The 18662-nt window shown below is 60.1% G+C and carries 16 protein-coding genes; 5 read left to right on the top strand and 11 right to left on the bottom strand.

Annotation, left to right across the window (positions count from 1 at the left end; translation table 11 throughout):
- Positions 1-88: 88 nt before the first annotated feature.
- Both P3T20_RS23025 and P3T20_RS23030 read right to left on the bottom strand, forming a co-directional pair.
- Complete coding sequence (locus P3T20_RS23025) at positions 89-1408, bottom strand: MFS transporter (protein WP_429287939.1); 1320 nt, start codon at positions 1406-1408, stop codon at positions 89-91.
- 83 nt (positions 1409-1491) lie between these two features.
- Positions 1492-2580 carry a dipeptidase gene (locus P3T20_RS23030; protein ID WP_429287940.1) on the bottom strand — a complete coding sequence of 363 codons (1089 nt, stop codon included), beginning with the start codon at positions 2578-2580 and terminating at the stop codon, positions 1492-1494.
- On the opposite strand from P3T20_RS23030, the gene P3T20_RS23035 reads away from it, so the two are divergent.
- Both P3T20_RS23035 and P3T20_RS23040 read left to right on the top strand, forming a co-directional pair.
- The gene (locus tag P3T20_RS23035) at positions 2564-3538 is read left to right on the top strand and encodes a LysR family transcriptional regulator (RefSeq protein WP_429287941.1); all 975 of its coding nucleotides are present in this window, start codon (positions 2564-2566) and stop codon (positions 3536-3538) included. The two genes, P3T20_RS23030 and P3T20_RS23035, sit on opposite strands and share 17 nt — an antisense overlap.
- Before the next feature lie 53 nt (positions 3539-3591).
- Complete coding sequence (locus P3T20_RS23040; RefSeq protein WP_429288124.1) at positions 3592-4545, top strand: LysR family transcriptional regulator; 954 nt, start codon at positions 3592-3594, stop codon at positions 4543-4545.
- Positions 4546-4599: 54 nt separating this feature from the next.
- On the opposite strand, the gene P3T20_RS23045 is transcribed toward P3T20_RS23040, so the two are convergent.
- The 7 genes from P3T20_RS23045 to P3T20_RS23075 all read right to left on the bottom strand — a co-directional run bounded on the left by P3T20_RS23045 (position 4600) and on the right by P3T20_RS23075 (position 12141).
- Positions 4600-5760, bottom strand: coding sequence for a porin (locus tag P3T20_RS23045; protein ID WP_429287942.1), 1161 nt, complete (start codon positions 5758-5760; stop codon positions 4600-4602).
- Positions 5761-5908: 148 nt separating this feature from the next.
- Complete coding sequence (locus P3T20_RS23050; RefSeq protein WP_429287943.1) at positions 5909-6913, bottom strand: dipeptidase; 1005 nt, start codon at positions 6911-6913, stop codon at positions 5909-5911.
- A gap of 78 nt (positions 6914-6991) precedes the next feature.
- On the bottom strand, positions 6992-7747 hold the full coding sequence (locus P3T20_RS23055; protein WP_429288125.1) for an ABC transporter ATP-binding protein: 756 nt from the start codon (positions 7745-7747) through the stop codon (positions 6992-6994).
- Positions 7744-8571, bottom strand: coding sequence for an ABC transporter ATP-binding protein (locus tag P3T20_RS23060; protein WP_429287944.1), 828 nt, complete (start codon positions 8569-8571; stop codon positions 7744-7746). The genes P3T20_RS23055 and P3T20_RS23060 overlap by 4 nt, the downstream gene beginning before the upstream one ends.
- Before the next feature lie 3 nt (positions 8572-8574).
- A complete protein-coding gene (locus P3T20_RS23065) occupies positions 8575-9471 on the bottom strand; it encodes an ABC transporter permease (RefSeq protein WP_429287945.1) in 897 nt (298 codons plus the stop codon).
- A gap of 40 nt (positions 9472-9511) precedes the next feature.
- Positions 9512-10549, bottom strand: a complete 1038-nt coding sequence (locus tag P3T20_RS23070) for an ABC transporter permease (protein WP_429287946.1) — start codon at positions 10547-10549, stop codon at positions 9512-9514.
- Positions 10546-12141, bottom strand: a complete 1596-nt coding sequence (locus tag P3T20_RS23075; protein WP_429287947.1) for an ABC transporter substrate-binding protein — start codon at positions 12139-12141, stop codon at positions 10546-10548. Before P3T20_RS23075 ends, P3T20_RS23070 begins: the two co-directional genes overlap by 4 nt.
- Positions 12142-13769: 1628 nt before the next feature.
- Between P3T20_RS23075 and P3T20_RS23080 the strand changes: the two genes are divergently transcribed.
- From P3T20_RS23080 to P3T20_RS23090, 3 genes are all read left to right on the top strand, one after another.
- Positions 13770-14099: a BON domain-containing protein gene (locus tag P3T20_RS23080; RefSeq protein WP_429287948.1), complete on the top strand. Its 330-nt coding sequence runs from the start codon at positions 13770-13772 to the stop codon at positions 14097-14099.
- Positions 14096-14422, top strand: a complete 327-nt coding sequence (locus P3T20_RS23085; RefSeq protein ID WP_429287949.1) for a BON domain-containing protein — start codon at positions 14096-14098, stop codon at positions 14420-14422. The genes P3T20_RS23080 and P3T20_RS23085 overlap by 4 nt, the downstream gene beginning before the upstream one ends.
- Positions 14423-14489: 67 nt before the next feature.
- A complete protein-coding gene (locus P3T20_RS23090; RefSeq protein ID WP_429287950.1) occupies positions 14490-15401 on the top strand; it encodes a LysR family transcriptional regulator in 912 nt (303 codons plus the stop codon).
- 39 nt (positions 15402-15440) lie between these two features.
- Here P3T20_RS23090 and P3T20_RS23095 read toward each other — a convergent pair whose 3' ends face one another.
- Together P3T20_RS23095 and P3T20_RS23100 are read right to left on the bottom strand one after the other, a co-directional pair.
- Positions 15441-16832, bottom strand: coding sequence for an MFS transporter (locus tag P3T20_RS23095; RefSeq protein ID WP_429287951.1), 1392 nt, complete (start codon positions 16830-16832; stop codon positions 15441-15443).
- A gap of 93 nt (positions 16833-16925) precedes the next feature.
- Positions 16926-18659, bottom strand: coding sequence for a GMC family oxidoreductase (locus P3T20_RS23100; RefSeq protein WP_429287952.1), 1734 nt, complete (start codon positions 18657-18659; stop codon positions 16926-16928).
- Between the last annotated feature and the right edge of the window lie 3 nt (positions 18660-18662).

The raw sequence follows: 18662 nt of genomic DNA on the forward strand, positions 1-18662 counted from the left end.
TATCTCCGCTCCTTTAAATTATTTCGTCATACTAATTAATGTGATCTTAAAAGCTCCGACAGAATATTCGGAGCGCGCTACGGCAGGCCTAAGTAAAATCGCTGTCCGAGGTCAACGAGCGTCCTCGTGTTTCGGGGAGCAACGTGAGATACACGATCAGCGAGAGTAAGCTGATTGCCATCACGTAGGCTGACACCCACATCACACCCCCCTTGTTTTGCAGCCATACCATCACAATCGGGGTTGTCCCTCCGAACAATGCAATCGACACCGCATAGGGCACGCCGATGCCCGTTGCGCGTATCGCAGTCGGAAACAGTTCCGCTAACGTCGTCGAGAACGGGGCGCCGGTGGTGGCGACGAATATGGACCCCGTGATCGCTACAAGCAGGAACGTGGAAAAACCCGGAGATGACGTCAGTGCGTGCAGCAACGGATATGTGAACAGCAGGAACAGCACCGCTCCCGCGATGAACAGTGGCTTGCGGCCGATGTAATCTGACAGCAGGGACAACGGCGGCGAAACGGCGCAATAAATGACTGTAGCGATCACGCTTCCCGAGAACCCTACCGACACCGGGAGGCCAGTGGTCAGGTGCGCGTAGCTGGGAAGGAACACCAGAAACAGAATATATTGCACGACGTTCATCTCGATGATAAACACCAGCAGCACTTCACGCTTGAACGAAGCCAGCGAACGAAGGATCGTCATTGCGCTTGTGCGGCGACCGCGGCTGATTTCTTCGAAAGCGGGCGTTTCGCCAAGCCCTCGCCTCGCAGCGAAACCGTAGAGCGACATGACTGCGCCCAGCAGGAACGGCAGCCGCCAGCCCCAGGTGTTCAACGCATGTGGCGGCAGAAAGTGCGTGACGAGTCCCGCGACAGCGCACGCAGTGAGAATGCCGAGGCCAATACAAACGGTTTGTGGTGAAGCCGAAAAAGCGCGATATCTGGGCTTCGCATGTTCGTTCAGAAACGTGATGGCAATCTGGAACTCGCCGCCTGCCGAGAAGCCCTGCAAAAGACGCGCGAGACTCACGATGATCGGCGCCATGATGCCGATGGTCGCGTAGTCCGGGCAAAGCGCTATTGCAAGACTGCCGAGACCTGCTAGCAGAATCGTCAGCGACAGCAGCTTTTTTCTGCCAATCTTGTCACACAGAGGCGAGAGCACGAAGGCACCAATTGGTCTGCCAAGAAAGCCAATCGCAAATGCGGAAAAACTCGCGATTAGAGATGCCGCTGGGTCGGTTGCCGGAAAGATATGCGCAGCAAGAACGCCACCTAAAAAGCCGTAGAGCGCGAACTCGTACCATTCGATGAAATGCCCGATCGCTCCGCCGAGAATCGTCCGATAGTTCGCTGCGGGACGCTCGTGAGAAAGCGATTGGACCGCCTGTGTATCCATGTTTTTCACATCTCCTCCAAACCACCGCGGTGAGAATGCTCGCCGCTGTTATTGATCGTCGCTCATCCTGAAGATGAACGCGCTTACTTCCAGACCTGCCCGGCCACGCGCAAAAAGTTCTCGCCCAAAATGCCGGCAATGTGGGCTTCCGACAGGCCTGCTTTCAACAGCGCCTCAGAAAGATCAGGCACCTGTTCCGGCTTGAAGTAGTGCCACGGCGGCGGCGGATTGCCTTTTGGCCACAGGCCTGGTCGTGCAGCCACACGGCGATACATCTGCTCAAGGTAGTACACGTTATCGATGCCCAGCGCGATGTGATCCGGTCCAATCAGATCGACATAGTGAAGGATATGCGGCATCAGATCCTGAACGCGCGACTCGCCGCACGCCGACATGAACTTGCCGACGCCGGTGACGCCAACCACTCCCCCGCTTCGCGCGCAGGCCAGCGCCTGATCGTCCGCGATATTGCGCGGGTGCTCGTACAGCTGACGTGCATTCGAATGGCTGAAGATAACCGGTGCCTGCGAAGCATCCATGATGTCCATGGTAGAGCGATAGCTGGTGTGAGTGCAGTCGACGATCATACCCACCCGGTTCATCTCCTCGATCAGGCGCAGTCCATAACCGCTCAGGCCTACGTCCTGCTGGTCCATGCAACCACCGGCAGCAGAGTTCATGACGTTGTACGCGAACAGCATGTGCCGTACCCCGAGCCCATAAAACAGTTCGACCATGTTCGCATTGTTTTCAAGCGCGAGGCTGCCCTGAAAATGGAATCCGACGGCCAGCTTTTGTTCCCGTTTCGCCCGCCGGATATCGGCAACGCTTCGAGCAAAGATCATGCGGTCGCTGCGTGCGCGGATCATAGCCGTGACATCGGCGATGTTGTGAACTGTGACGCCGGTGCCAGCCTCATCGCTGCCGATCGTCAGACTGACATAGGTAATGCCGCTGCTGTGAAACCGGTCGAGCACTTCTTCACGACCCTCGATCCACTCCCCAAATGGCAAGGTTGTGTCGCAGACGATTGCCCGCCGATAGACAAGATTTTGTTCGTTGTAAGATGAGTCGCCCATTCCGCAAGCCTTTGAAGGTGAAGGGATGTAAAAGAAAAGTGACTCATTAGAGAGCTCTAAAAATGGGGCGTCCAATATGGAATATGACGACATCGATAAGCAGGAACGTATCAATCCGCATCTGGACGTGCGCGACCTCCGTTTCTTCCAGGCAGTCGCCGAAGACCTGCATTTTCACCGCGCTGCGGAAAAACTCCACGTTGCGCAACCCCACCTGAGCGCGCATATCAAGCAACTGGAAGAACGGCTGGGCGTGCAGTTGCTTGAGCGCAGCAGCCGTTCTGTACGTCTAACCTTAGCCGGCGAACAATTTCTCGAGCGCGCGCGTTTCATCCTGAACCATCTGGACGAAGCAGTCGCCGTCGCGCGTCGCACAGAACAAGGAATACAGGGCCGGATTCGAATCGGGTTTGCCACGGCGGCGGGATTCCAGATCCTGCCTTCCATCCTCGCGTCGTTCCGCGAGCGCTGCCCACGGGTCGAGATATGGGTCGGGGGCGTCCTCACCGACATACAGATCCGGATGCTGCTGGAAGGCAAGCTCGATTTTGGATTTATCCGGCCGCCCGTCGCATCCTCGCGTCTGAGCACGATGACGCTCGGGCGGGCAGGCATGGTGGCTGCCCTGCCACCGGGTCACCGGCTGCTTGCTCGGGAAAGTCTGTCTTTACGCGATTTAACGGAAGAAACATTTATCGGTTTCGCCCCGGGCGCAACCGACAGACTAAACGAACGCATCCGCATGATCTGTCATGAAGCCGGGTTGCAGCCCGACCCCGGCTTGCACGCCAACGACACCTATTCAATTCTCGCTCTGGTCGCGGCCGGCTTCGGAGTGGCGATCCTGCCAGAATGGACGAGCGGGAGCACGCAATTTCGCGTCCAATACAAGGCAATCAACGATCCTACGCTGGTCGCCGATATCGCCCTGGCCTGGTGTTCGGATAATGCGTCACCCGCTCACCGGGTCTTCAGGGAAATCGCCGAGTCGATGCAACCCGATCTCGCCACAGGAAACCCGCAGAGTCATCCAGACCCCGCAAGTCTATAATCGACGACATGTCAGACTCCTCATCCAAACGCTATCCCGAGTGGGAACCTCTGATGACGTGGGTCGCACTCATTCAGACGGGTTCCCTTTCCGCAGCGTCGCGCCACCTGGGAATATCCCAGGCCGCAATGTCCCAGCGAGTCAAACTGCTGGAGGAGATCTTCGACACGCTCCTGCTCGATCGCACAAGCCGCCCTGCACGCCCGACCGCCGCCGGCAACCGGTTATATGAGCACGCCACGGCAACCCTGCGGAGCGCCGACGAGATGATGGAGGGTGTGCGACGCATTTCACGCTCGAAAAGGCAAATCGTGCGCCTTGGGTGTTCGGACTCATTTGCCGCAGCAGGCGGCCCGATCATCATCCGCGCGCTGTCTTCCACCGCTCATCAGATACGCCTCTGGTCCGGCTCCACTGACGCACTGGAACAGGAGGTCGAACAGCGCAAGCTCGATATCGCCATCACGCCGGTCGAAGGACTATTCACTGACGGCATCAGGAAGGTCAAACTGTTTTCAGAACCCTTCGTTGCCGCGCTGCCGGCCTCTGGAGAATGGAACCGGCTTGGGACGCTAACCCAGTTGTCCCAGTCATTGCCGCTGATAAGGTACTCGGCCCGTAGCCGGAACGGCAAATGCATCGAGGCATATCTGAATGCGAACGGAGACGTGATCGAGCGCACATGTGAATTCGACACAACCGAGCCGGTGCTCAGTATGGTCAGCACCGGGCTGGGCTTTGCCTTGACCACGCCTCTTTGCATCTGGCAGGCGCGGCATCACATTCCCCAACTGAAGGTGGTGCCCCTTGGCGCATTCCGTCGCAAAGGCACCCGCTACCCACCCTTGTCACGGACCTTCTATCTGTCCTACCGTGAAAGCGAGCTCGGGCCGCTTGTCGACGAATTGCGCAATCTCATCGTTCAGGCGTTCAGCCGCCAGGTCAATCCGGATATCGTCGCGGCACTTTCTCTCGGCAAGGAAGACGCGATCTCGGTTGCCGTCTGACGCCGACGCCAATACAAGCCGCCGGCCGTCCTTCGACCAGGAGGAATACTAGCGTCAGAAGTGGTGTACTACACCGACGTACGTCTGGATCTGCGACATGCTCGCGGACTGATAGCCAGAATCGCCGATCGACGCCGTCGCAGGAACCGCAATGTCGCCATTCAACGTCTCGCCCGCAGAACGCTGATAGCCCGCAAGCGCGTAGAGCGCGGTTTGCTTCGACAGGTCATACTCCACTCCGGCACCGATCTGGTTGTAGTGTGCGGATTGCGCTCCGTTTGAATTCGTATAGCTATAGTTCAGCCCAACGGTGAGCGCTGGGGAGAACTTGTAATTGGCGAATGCCGATAGCGAATTAAACGCCTCCGTCTCGGTGAACGCTGTACCGGAAGTCCCCGCCGGCTTGTAACGCGTATTGCTGTAACCGCCGCCAATCGTGAAGTTGTTGATGTCATAGTTGACGACTGCTCGAGCAATCTGCAACGAACTTGCAGCTGCGGCATATCCGCTGTTCGCGAGGGAATTGTCGCTTAGGTCCGATGTGCTGAGGGCCGTATTGCTGGGATTGTATTTGGCGAGATAGTACCCACCCGCAACGGAGAAGCCGGCAAATTTGTAGCTCAGGGCCACCGCTGCAGTCTGGCCGGCGGTGAAATCACCCGCCTCACCACCGAGTGCGTACATGGCGTCGAGCTTCAGGTTATTCCAGTCAGGACTAACGTATTTAATCGAGTTGTCCACTCGCAACGTGTCGTCGTAGTTGTCCAGGTCGCCTGGCGTGACGTTGACGGTGCCCCAGATGTTGTCGGCTGTCAGTGGTTGGAGCAGATCCTTGAGCGGATCGTATTGGCGACCCAGCGTAAGCGTTCCCCAATCTTTCTCACTCAACCCGACATACGCCTGGCGGCCAAACTCTCGCCCGCCCTGGCTGAGTGAACCGTTGCCTATATTGAATCCGCCCTCCAGAACGGCGATTGCAGACAGGTTTCCACCCAAGTCCTCCTTGACGCGCATGCCCCATCTGTCAGCGTCGAGCGAACTGTGGGTAAACGCAATCTGGCTGCTGTTCTTTCCCGCGGAATTGGCGACGTTATTCGTGTAACTGATCCCGGCGTCGATCAAGCCATACAGCGTTACCGAACTTTGCGCATGTACCACCGACACCGAATCGATCGCCACCAGTATGGCTACCATCGACATGAGCTTCGCTTTCATTCCATTCTCCTTGTGCATGCGGTCTAGCGATCCGCGGTCGTTGAATTAATAATTTATTTTTTTCGTTATACTAATTAATGTGCTGTGTTTCAGGCCGTCCTCGGGATGGCCAGGCTCTACGCGGCAACCTCTCCGGACGGCGTCCGATTTACTTCCATGCCGCCTGCGCGACACGAAGATGATTGCCGCCAAGAATCTTGCATATCGTGTCAGGTGGGTATCCCCTGTCCAGCATCATCTGCACGATCGAGGGAAGACGCTCTGGCTCGACCATTGGCGCGGGCGTCGGATAGCCGCGCGAGGGCGGAAACAGATCCGGGCGCGCCTTGTAGTGCGCCACCAGTTCGTCGACGTCGAACACGTAGTCGAAACCGATCCCTACGTGATCTGGGCCGACCAGTTGGACCATGTGATCGAGGTGCCGGAAAAGCGCCTCGTTGCGGCTATCGAGATTGCCTTCGAGGTCCTTGCCGATGAAACGGCCGAGGCCATTCAGCCCCACCACTCCCCCGGTTGCCGCGCACGCCACGATGAGATCGTCGGGAATATTGCGCGGCTGCTCATACACCGCATACGCGTTGGAATGCGAGAAGATTACCGGACCCTCGACGTGATCCATGACCTCGCGCGCAGTGCGCCATCCCGTGTGCGAACAACATGGAACCATGCCCACCCGAGTCATTTCGTCCAGCACGCTGCGACCGAAATCCGTCAGGCCCTGATCGTCGTCCAGACAACCGCCGCCGACGTCATTGTTCCTGTTGTACGCAATCAGCATCCAGCGCACACCGAGTTCGTAATACATTTCAATCATGCTCAACTGGCCACCAAGTGGCGCAGCGCCCTCCAGATCGAAACAGATGCCAAGACGACCCTCGGCTTTGGCGAGCTTCACATCCTCCACATCATTGATAAGCAAAAAGCGATCGGGATGCCGCTTTACCCAATTTCGAAAGTGCGCCAATGTGCTGAAGACTTCCTGGATGGAATTCAGATCCATGCCGATATTGAGCGATACGACGGTATAACCCGACTGCCGATATCGTTCGAGCTGCGGAAGAAAGCTGTCGTCCGCACGAAGCGGCATGCACGCGTGATTTTCCCAGACGGTGGCCTGACCTACGATCTGGCGAACACTTGATTCAATTTCCATGACTAGACTTTAGTTTCAGATTTCGGAGAGATACAACACTACGCGCCCATCCCCTTCACGAACAATCGCGTCCTGACTTCAATGTGCGCCAATGGCGAACGGATCTTCGATGTCGTCGCTCAGCTCGCGAAGACGCCGCGTATAGTCCGACTCGATGCGGCGCTCGCGAAGGTCCTTCGCCGACAGACACTCGACGAGCTCGCCACTCTTCATCACGGCGATCTGGTCGCATAGGTGTGAAACTGCGGCAAGATTGTGGCCAACCATGATGTAGGTGAGCCCGATCGATGCCCGCAGATCGCCCAGCAGATTCAGCACTTCTGCCTGAATGGACACGTCGAGCGCGCTGGTGGGCTCGTCGAGCAGCAAGACCTTGGGGCCCGCGATCAGCGCGCGCGCAATCGCAACACGCTGGCGTTGTCCACCTGAGAGTTGATGGGGATATCGGTAGCGCGCGGACAGCGGTAAAGCGACCTCGCTCAGCGCACGTGCAACCCGGCTGTCCACGTCGCCGATGCCATGGATTGCCAGCGGCTCGCTCAGCGCACGGTCGACGGTTTGCCTCGGATGCAGGGAACCGTAGGGGTCCTGAAATACCATCTGGACATCGCGATAGAAAGCCTTGCTGCGCCTGGCACCTTCCGCCCGCCCGTCGATACGCACCGTGCCGTCCCAGGCGCCATTGAGGCCGGCGAGCGCGCGCAGCACAGTCGATTTGCCCGAGCCGCTTTCGCCGACCAGACCGAACGCCTCGCCCCTGCCAATCGAGAAGGACACATCCTTAACAGCGTGGAAGCGGCCGAAATGCACGTTGAGGTTTTCGACTTCGATCATTCGCTCCATGCCGCACTCCTTTCAAGCGTCTTCAGACGCGCCTGCGGGCGCGCGAGCGATGGCATGCATTCGAGCAGGCCGCGCGTGTAGGGATGACGTGCAAGGGTCAACTCACTTGCCTTCAGTTCCTCGACAACCCGCCCCGCGTACATCACCATCACCCGATCGCAAAACCGTGCGACCAGCGGCAGATCGTGGCTAATGAGCAGCAACGCCATGCCGCGCTCCGCAACCAGCCCTTCGAGCAGCCGAAGAATGTCCGCCTGCACGGAAACGTCGAGCGCACTCGTGGGCTCGTCGGCAATTAGCATCTCCGGGTCGGGTGCGAGCATCATCGCGATCATGACGCGCTGCCCCATGCCGCCCGACAGTTCCATCGGATAAGCTGCAGCAACGCGGCGAGGGTCACCGATCTTGACCAGATCTAGCAGATCGAACGCAGCCTCCATGGACTCCTTACGACCACCGCCGCGGTGTGCGCGCCATGTCTCGGCAATCTGCGCACCCACACTCATCACCGGATTGAGCGAGTACTTCGGATCCTGCATGATGAGACCCGCGCGCTTGCCGCGAATCAACTGCATCTGCGCCTCCCCCGCGCGCTGAATATCGATTCCGTCGAACGTGAGGGCGTCGGCGGACATCCTCGCCTGCTTCGGCAACAGCTTCAGTATCGAACGCGCGGTGAGCGACTTCCCCGACCCCGACTCGCCGACGATGCCGAGCTTCTCCTGTCCCAGGCGAAACGACACGCCTTTAACAGCTTCCACCTCGCCAGCCGGGGAAGTGAATTTCACCTTGAGATTGCTAACCTGAATTTCCATCGCTTACTCCGACTTTGGGTCGAAGACGTCGCGCAGACCGTCGCCGAGCAGATTGAATGCGAACGATGCGACGAAAATCGCAATGCCCGGAATCGCCGGTACCCACCATTGCTGCAGGATGAAGCCGCGCGTGCTCGCGATCATCGCTCCCCATTCCGGCGACGGTGCCTGCGCGCCCATGCCGAGAAAGCCCAGACCTGCCGCCGTCAGCACGATGCCGCTGACGTCCAGCGCGACGCGCACGATCACCGATGAGATGCACAGCGGCATGATGTGACGTAGCACGATCCGCGTGGCCGATGCGCCCGTCAGACGGATCGCCGAGACGAAATCGGCGTTGCGGATCACCAGCGTCTCCGCGCGGGCGAGCCGTGCGTATGGCGGCCATGCCGTGAGTGCGATGGCGAGCACAACGCTCGTGAGACCAGGCTTTAACGCCGACACGAATGCGAGCGCGAGCACGAGTTTGGGAAACGCCAGAAACACGTCAGTAATGCGCATCAGGATGCGCTCGGTCCAGCCACCCGCATACCCGGCAACGCTTCCCACGAGCAGGCCTACAGGCGCGACAATCGCCACGATCAGGGCGGCCATGCCGAGTGTGATGCGAGCGCCGAACAACAACCGGCTGAACAGATCGCGGCCTAGCTGGTCGGTGCCGAGCCAGTGCGCGGCGGACGGTGCAGCAAGCCGTTGCCCAAGGTCCTGCGCGTCCGGATCATGCGTTGCCAGTTCCGGCGCGAAGATCGCCAGCGCAAAAAGGGCGAGCAATACAATCAGACCGGTCATCGCAAGCCAGTTTCGGCTGAACTGCAGCCAGCCGCGGTACAGCATCCCGATCGCGGCCTGCCGCCTCGATTGCGGCGTGTCCGTCAGTACCCAGTTTCGCCAGTTGCTCATTGTTCTGCCACTCAATAGCGTATCCATTTCCAGTCCCCAGTTACTTCACGCGCGGATCGAGTAGCCGGTATGCCACGTCGGCGAGGAAGTTCGACGCGACATACACGGCACCGATCACCAGCGTCGCACCCAGCACGGCATTCATGTCTGCATTCAGCAGCGAGCGGGTCAGGTATTGGCCAAGCCCGGGCCAGTTGAACACGGTCTCGGTCAGCACCGAGCCCTCCAGCAGACCCGCGTAGGCGAGCGCGATCACAACGATCAGTCGTCCTGATATGTTCGCGAATGCGTGACGCCACAAGATTCGCATCGGCGAGAGTCCTTTGGCGCGCGCCGTCACGACGAATTCGCCGGCCAGCGCATCCAGCATGAAAGTACGCGTCATGCGAACGATCATCGACATGCTCACGAAGGCGAGCATCAGTGCCGGCATCGCAAGATGCGCGAGCGCGTCGCGAAACACATCCCATTGCCCGCTGAGCGCCGCGTCGATCACCAGCGCGCCGGTGGTAAACGGCACCATCCCGTCATAGGCGATGTCCTGCTGACCGACGCCCGGTGAAATGCCCAGCTTGACGTAGAACACGAGCAGGCAAAGCAACGCCAGTACAAACACAGGGATCGACTGTCCGCTCAGGCTGATCAGCCGGATCAACCCGTCAAGGCGCGACCCGGCGCGCGCGGCGGAAAGAACACCAAGCGGCACGCCAACCAGCACCGCGACGAAGATTGCCGCCGTGGCGAGTTCCAGGGTTGCTGGAAAGAACTGGCGAATATCGGCGATCACCGATTGCCCGGTCATCACCGAGGTGCCGAAGTCTCCGTGCGCGATGTGCTGCAGATAGATCCAGAACTGTTCGAGCAGCGGCTTGTCGAGCCCCAGTTCCAGCCGTACCCGCGCCACCACATCGGGGGGCGCGCGGTCGCCGACGATAGCCAGAACCGGATCGACCGGCATCGCACGGCCTATCACGAAGGTGACCAGCACCAGACCGAACAGCGTAGCGAGAATCGCCGAAAGCCCGGACGCCGATCTGCGGATACGCGGCCCCAAAGGTCCCATGTTGATCGTGCTCATGATTTCTGGATTTCCGCGTAGTGCGTATACGCATCAATGGGTCCAAGCGACAGACCACTCACGCCGGCACGGGTAGCCGCCACATTCTGCTTTTGCAGCATGAAAACAAGCGGCGCCGCTTCCCAGAAATCGCGCTGGATCTGCCCGTACATAGCGAGACGCTTCGCCGGATCAAGCTCCCGGTCGGCCGCCAGCGCTGCAGCGGTCAGCTTCGGGTTCACGAAGTGATTGTTCCAGGCGCCGTTATGGACTTTCGCGCTGTCGCTGTCGTCGACATTAGGGACGAAATACGACACGAACGAACTCGGGTCGAGGTGATCCGCGAAGAAACGGCCAATCTGCATCTGGTGCTTGCGCGCACGCCGTTTGGCAAGGACCTGCGCGTAATCCCCCGCGAGCAGTTGCAAATGAATGCCCACCTGCGCCAGATCGGCCTGCATGGCCTGCGCGATATCCGGATACGGCCAGGTGTTCGGATGATCAAATATCACATTGAAGCCGTTGGGGTAACCTGCCGCTGCAAGCAGCGCCTTCGCCTTGACAACGTCCTTGCGGAACGGCTTCTCGGTCAGCGCACCCGGCGTGCCCTTGGGTAGAACAGACTGTGACTCCGTCCAGAGACCTGGCGTGACGTGCTGGGCGACCGCCTCGTAGTCGATTGCCCACTTGATTGCCTGAAGCACCTCTCGCTTCTGGAAAACGGGCGTAGACATATTCATCTGTACATAGATCAGCGTAAGCGCGGGAGTACCGGAGACGTTGATCGACTTATCAGCCGAAAGTGCGTGCAGTTCGTCCGAACCCAGCGTACGCGCGATGTCGAGATCGCCCTTCTGCAGCTGCAACAGTTCGGCCGACGGCTCCGCCATGTGACGGACCACGAGGCGCGGCACTTTGGGCTGCACCGCCGCATTGGGATTGGCCTGCAGGACGATCTGCGAACCAGCCTGCCAGTCGACGAGCCGATACGATCCCGCTCCGGCAGAGTGTTTGCGCAGCCATAGGTTGCCCATGTCACCGTTCACATCGTGCTGCACCACGGCTTTCTTTTCGACGATGCCGGTCACGGTTGTCGAAAAGGTGGCGAGTATGAGCCCGCTGGCGAGCGCTTCAGGCAGCGTGATCGTCACGACATTGCCGGTAGTGGCACGCAACGCGGTGTCCGCGTTGGCAGCGGTGAGACCGATCTGGGTCAGCAGGAAACTCGGCGACCTGTTCATCTTTATCGCGCGCTGCAGGCTATACACCACGTCCTCGGCGGTAACCGGCGCGCCGCCATCGAATCTGGCGTCTGAGCGTAGCGTGAAGCGATACTCAAGCCCGTTGCTGGTGATATCCACGTGCTCGGCCAGATCGCCGGTGAGACCGTCCGTTTTGAACGGGTCGTAGGTCATCAGGGTGCGATACATGTTGGGCAGGATATCCGCGCTCGCGTCGTAAGCTTCGGCTGGATCAAAGCCACTGACGATCCCGTCGATCGACTCCCCGAGAACGACAATGCCCGAAGGCGTTGCTTTGGCATACAGCGGGTAAAAGCAGGACGCGGAGGCGAGTGCTGCACCCGTCCTGAGAAACGTGCGGCGCGTGACCATCAAGTGTCTCCCGATTAGGAAATGTCATTTTGAGAAGGGCGGGATGCCTGATTCCCCGCATCGCCCAATGTTCAAAAAGCGTAATCGTCCAGAATTCGATCGCCGCCAACTTCACCCGTGCTTATGTTTGTCATTGCCCTGGCTTAAGGTGAAATGCATTGCACGCTGACGACGCAACGTCGAGCACGCCGTTTGCAGCCCATTCGTTTGACTGCATAAGTGATGTGCATTGGTCAGTCGTGAATCCGATGTGGCCTGTGCAGAATCGGACAGAACTTCGTGACGGCGTAGACAATGCAAAGATGTTCATCGACTGCTTCAAACGCGACCTGGTTTGAACGGTCCGACTTGGACGCACCCGAACAAAAAAGATCAAGCTGATTCGGCCACGCGATCATCCGCTTCCCGTGGTTCCATCATCTGAGGTTGATCCGCAGGCAGACGGACTGCAGGCTTAAGCTAACGGGCATCCAGATATGGCGATCCCGTGAACTACTATCACTAGAATTAATAAGTAAGTTCATTTATAGCGAATATGATGAGCTCACCGGTTGGCTAGAATTCCAGCCGCGCAGCATGCCGGGAGTATTTGGCACTGGAGGTCCTGCCATGCCCCATCCCGCCGCCATCTCCGCCGAACAGATCCGCACCACCGTGCTCAGCATGCTTGCCGAGACCGAGATGGCCCCCCCCCGGTCACGCGCCGCCCACCCATGAGCGCTTCCGTAAGTTGGTTTCGGTGCGCAAAGTGCGCGCGCCTCGGTGCCGGCGAGCTTGACAGGCTGACAGGTGGCTCCGAGAGCTCGTGAATGTCACCGGTTCGCGCGACCTGCTCTTCCCACTCCACAAGAGCGCGCGAGAGATCCCATCGCCACGCAAGATCGTCAAGAACATCGGCGTCAAAAACGCTGAAATCGACGTCCTGCGATGGCATATGCATCCTGCTGCGAGGCGACCTTACAAGGTGCAACCAATGCGACACCGCTACTTCGGGCCTGGCAATCGGGCAATAAAACCCGGACCGCAACAGATGCCACTGCTCAGTTTCAGAGTCAGGGGGAAATCACGCTGTTAGCACGTTAAGCCGGAAGACCTGGGGTCATTGCGCCCGCCGAGATCGCGGCACTTGCGTTTGCGCTGGTGGCGCTGGGGAGTGTCTACTGGCTGATGCGGCAGCGCGATGACCCGGTCGACGCGACGGCCGCCGTGCAAGCGGAGCGCGATCGCGTGCCGCACGCGCAGCGACAGCAAGTAGTAAGGCCCGGCGACGGAGGGCCGAGCGACAATTAACAGAATTCAAGATCACAACCCTGATGCAAGCTTCAGCTCTGGCAGGACCTTGTCGAAATTCACGCAACGCACGAGGATTCAGAGTGCCGACGAACCCGGGGGCATCCTCAAGGTCGATCAGGTGCTCCTTTTCTGCGAAGACTTGTCGAATCTCTGCGCCCCCAGCTGCGCAGCTTTCAGATGTGAACGTACGGCAGCATTCCGCAAAAACTGCGCAGGCATAGGGAAGACAATCGGCCCCGCGCGCCCTACTGTGGCCCTACCGTTGACGGATGCGTGCTGTGCAGGGGGGTAGCCCACGCGCGCGTTTGTCCACTAAAAACTGACCAGGAGCAGCCATGAGAACCGACGAAGACATCAAACGAGATGTGGAGTACGAACTGAAGTGGGATCCGGACATCGATCCATCAGATATCGGGGTTGCGGTCAAGGACGGCGCGGTCACATTATCTGGTTTCGCACGCAGTTTCCGGCAAAGACGAAAGGCCGAGGAGGACGCGACGCGTGTGCGCGGCGTGAAGGGAGTCGCAAACGATATGGAGGTGCGGTTGCCTCTGATCAACAAACGGCCCGATCCGGAAATCGTGCGCGAGATCATTGCCGGACTGAAGGCCGAGCTGCCTATGCGGCGGACGACATCAAGGCGGTCGTCAGGGACGGACACGTGACGCTGAAGGGTGAAGTCGAATGGGACTACCAGCGCCGCCGAGCGGCCGACACGGCGCTGCGGGTGAGCGGCGTGACCGGCCTGACGAACGAGATCGAGATCAAGCCGAAGGTCAAACCCGAGGACCTCAAGCGCAAGATAGACGACGCGTTCAAGCGTAACGCGGAACTCGACGCACAGCGCATCACGGTCGAGGCCGACGGCAATAAGGTCATCCTGCGCGGCACGGTCCGCTCATGGGCCGAGCGCGAGGAAGCCGAGCGCGTCGCATGGCTTACCCCCGGTGTGATGCGGGTCGACAACCGGATCACCATCAGTTACTGACAGGCCGCTCAGGCACGCAAGCGATTACACTCGAAGCTTCAACCCTACACGCTGCGCTTCCTGGCTTATGGATCTCAAGCAAATCCAATATTTCATCGCCCTTTTCGAGGACGGCTCGGTCACGCGCGCGGCAAAGCGGCTGAACATGGTGCAGCCCGCGCTCAGCATGCAGATCTCGAAGATTGAAGCGGAACTGAACCAGAAGCTCTTCGAACGCGGCCCGCACGGCATGACGCCCACTGACGCGGCGCGTCTCATGTATCGCCTGTATACGCCGATCATGCGCGACATCGACCATGCACGCGAGCAATTGAGCCAGCGCGATGTGATCGTCACCGGCCGGGTCTCGCTTGGCATGGTCGCGTCCGAGGCGCAAAGCGTTTTGCCTGAATCGCTCGCGAAGTTCAACGCGCTGTTTCCGCAAGTGGAAGTCTCGGTGGCTGACGGGTTCAGCGCGCAGTTGATCGATGCCGTTGAAGCGGGCCGGCTGGATGCGGCCATCATCAACAAACCGCGAGGGCGCCTCTCACTCGATGTGGTGCCGCTGCTCGACGAAGAGATGGTGTTCGTGACGAGCGCCGCGCACGGCGTCGAATTGCCCGCGGAAATCGACCTCGCCCATCTACCTGCCGTCGAACTGGTGCTGCCGACGCGGCGCAACGGCCTGCGCGGCGTGCTCGATGCGGAATTGATGGCCGCCGACATCGTCATCAAGCCGACGTTCGAAATCGACCTGCTGAGCACGATTGTGCAGTTCGTCGAGCAGAGTCAGGTGGCGACGATCCTGCCGCGTGTCGTCGTGCAGCGCGAGGTCGACGAAGGCCTGCTGCGCGCCTATCCCATCGTCTCGCCGCCGATCGTGCGGCACATCATTCGCGTGAGCCATCCGAAGCGGCCTATCGGTCCGGCAGCGCACGCGCTGATCGAAATCATCACGGACGAGATTCGCCGGGTGACGACCGGTGTGTCTGCGCGCTGACGCACTTCATGGGCGCTGGCCTAACGCCCTCAGCATGCCTTAAACCGCTTCGCGGGAAGCATTTTTGTCGAGCTTGCCGAGCGTCTCAGGCACGACAAACGCGCCGGCGAGGAAGATCACGCTGATTACGCCCACGAAGATCGCCAGCGTCAGCGGCAGCTCGCTTGCGTCTTTGGCGACAAGCGACACGGCGGTCGGCATCATGCCGCCAATGGCAAAGCCAATGTTCCAGGAGAGGCCTGTGCCGGTCGCGCGAATCGCTGTCGGAAACCGTTCGTTGAGGAAGATCAGGATCGGCGCATAGCCCGCGCTACCGAGCGCGCTCAACACTACCGCATAGACGCCGATCATCGTAATGCTCTGCGCGGTAGGCAGCAGCAGGCACAGTGCGGGCAACGCAACCAGCCGGATCAGGCCAATCCAAATGAATGTGCTCTTGCGGCCGATGAAGGTGCTGAGATGGCCAGCCGCGACTGACGCAATCACGACGCCGATGCTGGAGATCATCAGGATCGCAGCCGCCGAGCCATTCGGCACGTGGCTGACCACCTTCAGCACGGTCGGCAGATAGCCTGAGGTCAGGTAGTAGCCGCTGCCACCGCCGATGGTCAGCAACAGGTTCACGAACAGGATCGAGCGGTAGTCCCTGGAAAATAGCGTGCGCAGCGGCGAGCGCACAACCTCGGCGGGCGCGTTGCTGACGCCGTCGCGTGAAGCACTCGCAGCCGCTTTGGCGGCCTTCTCGGCCGCAAGCTTTTTCCACAGCGGCGACTCTTCGAGACTGTTGAAGACAAAGAGTCCGAGCATCGAACTGATGATGCCGGTGAAAAACATGCAGCGCCAGCCCCACACATCGAACTGCTCACCCGGGAACAACGCCGACATCGCAAGGAAGGTGAGCGAAGCCAGCAACGCGCCTAGCCCCGCTCCGCCACCGCCAATCAGACCCGACACCGCGCCGCGATACCTCGGCGCCACGGACTCAGTGCCGATGGTATGCGTCGAGGCGACCACGCCGCCCACGAACACACCCTGCACGAGACGCAGGACGACAAACAGCAGCGGCGCAATCATGCCCACCTGGGCGACGGTCGGCAGCAGGCCGAAGGCCGCGGTCGACAGCCCGACGCCGACGACTGCAAAGATCATTGCCCCTTTACGACCATGCCGGTCAGCGTACGAGCCGAACCACGCCGAGCCGAGCGGCCGCATGAACAGCGTCACCGCGAACGACGCATAGACCGCGGCAAGCGACAACATTGCGTGTTCGGACGGAAAGAACAGTCGCCCCACGACCGGGGCCACATAGAGCAGCACGAACAGGTCGAACAAGTCGAGCGCCCATCCCAGACACGAGGCAAACACTGCGCCCATCACCTGTTTCTGGTCAACTGCGGGCAAGGCGGCTCCATTTTGTGCGGCTACGGACATCTCCATCTCCTTGAAGGTTACCGGCTTCTCTTTTGAGCGGACCGGTGTCAGGCACGCTTGATATGCGTGCTCTTGTTGCGTGAAAGAAATCAGTCAGCAAGGCGACGCCGCAGTCGGGACCGTATCCCGCTCTCCGCGCTGGCATCGCTTCATGACCATCGCGTCGGCAATCTTCTCGGCGATCATGATGGTCGGAATGTTCGTATTGGCCGACGGCAGGCGCGGCATCAGCGACGCATCGACGACGCGCAATCGTTGCGCGCCGCGTACACGGCCTTCGGTGTCGGTGACGGCGCTCCGTTCGCCGGCCTCGCCCATGCGGCAGGTGCCGCTTGCGTGCCACACGCCGAACACGTTGGCGCGAATGAAATCGTGCAGCATGTGCTCGTCGGCGAGCAGCGCGGCCATCTGCTGGCCACGGGAAAAGAAGCGTTCAATCAGCACACGGCGGATCGGTGCAGGTGTGTCGAGCAACAGGCTCGCGAGCGAGGTCAGCATGGCGTTGCTTTTGCTGACGCGGCTCAATGCCTTCACACGCGGGGAAAAAGTGGCGGGGAAAAAGTCGCGCTTATCCTGGCTCAGTCCCGACGCTGCGACCACTTTCGCCAGCATGCGCACCCCCGCGGCGAGCCGTGCGAGATCGCGCTCGTCATCGAGCAGGTTGAGCTCGACGTGCGGCGCGACTGCCGGATCGGGCGACACCAGTTGAACACGACCGCGCGAATACGGACGATTGCACCACAGGAAAAACAGGCCGAGCCGGTTACCCAACGCATGCCACGCGGCACGCGTCGCGCTCGACAGATACAGGTCGGAGGCCTCGCAATTCACCACGCCCGAGGTAAAGCGGGCCGCCGTCATACTCGCCCGGCGTCTCGCGAGCGGCATGCGGAAGCCGCGCTCGAGAAAATGGCAAAAGGTCAGCGACGGATGATCCTGCAGATTGCGGCCGACGCCAGGCAGATTGACCACGCATTCAATGCCGAGCGAAGCAAGCGCGCCCTGCTCGCCGATTCCGGCACGCATCAACAGCGCGGGCGATTGCAATGCTCCGGCGCACAACACAACCTCACCGGCATCGAAGCGCAGGCGTTCGCCGTTCTCTGCCACCGCGATCACTCCTTGCGCCGCTGCCCCATCCATCACGATGCGCTCGACGCGTAACTGCGCATAGATGCTCAGATTGGGCCGCTTGCGCGTTGGCGCGTCGAGATAGCCCGCCGCCGCAGACACGCGCTTGTCGTGCCGGTTCGAAAAGGCGCCCGGAAACAGTCCATCGCCGAACTCGCCGTTCTGATCCTGCAAGGTGGGGAAGCCATTGGCACGCAGGCCATCGGCAAACGCATGACAGAACGGCGGCCAATCCTCCGGCATGATGCGGCGAATCGCTATCGGACCCTCGCCGCCATGCAAGGGACCTTGCGGAAAATTCTCGTCGCATTCGAGCTTGCAGAAATACGGCAGGACGTCCCGCCAGGCCCAGCCCGGCGCACCGTTCGCAGCCCAGTCGTCGTAATCGCGCGGCAGGCCGCGGTTGGCCGATTGCACATTGATGCTTGAACCGCCGCCCATTACGCGGCCCTGTTCATAGACGCGCGGCGCGGCTTGCCGGGTGGCACGCGCTTTCAGATCAGGCCAGATATACGTATCGCCGCAGAAAACCGGCATCGGATAACTGTCGAGAATCTCCGCGGGCTCGGCGCCCGGCGGCGTATCCACGCCCGCCTCGATCAACGCGACCCGCACCGACGACACGGCCGAGAGCCGATGCGCGAGCACGCATCCGGCGGAGCCGCCGCCGACGATCACGTAATCGAAACGCTCCATGCC

Origin of the sequence: Paraburkholderia sp. GAS206C (assembly GCF_050435645.1) — a bacterium.
GTDB lineage: Bacteria > Pseudomonadota > Gammaproteobacteria > Burkholderiales > Burkholderiaceae > Paraburkholderia > Paraburkholderia phenazinium_B.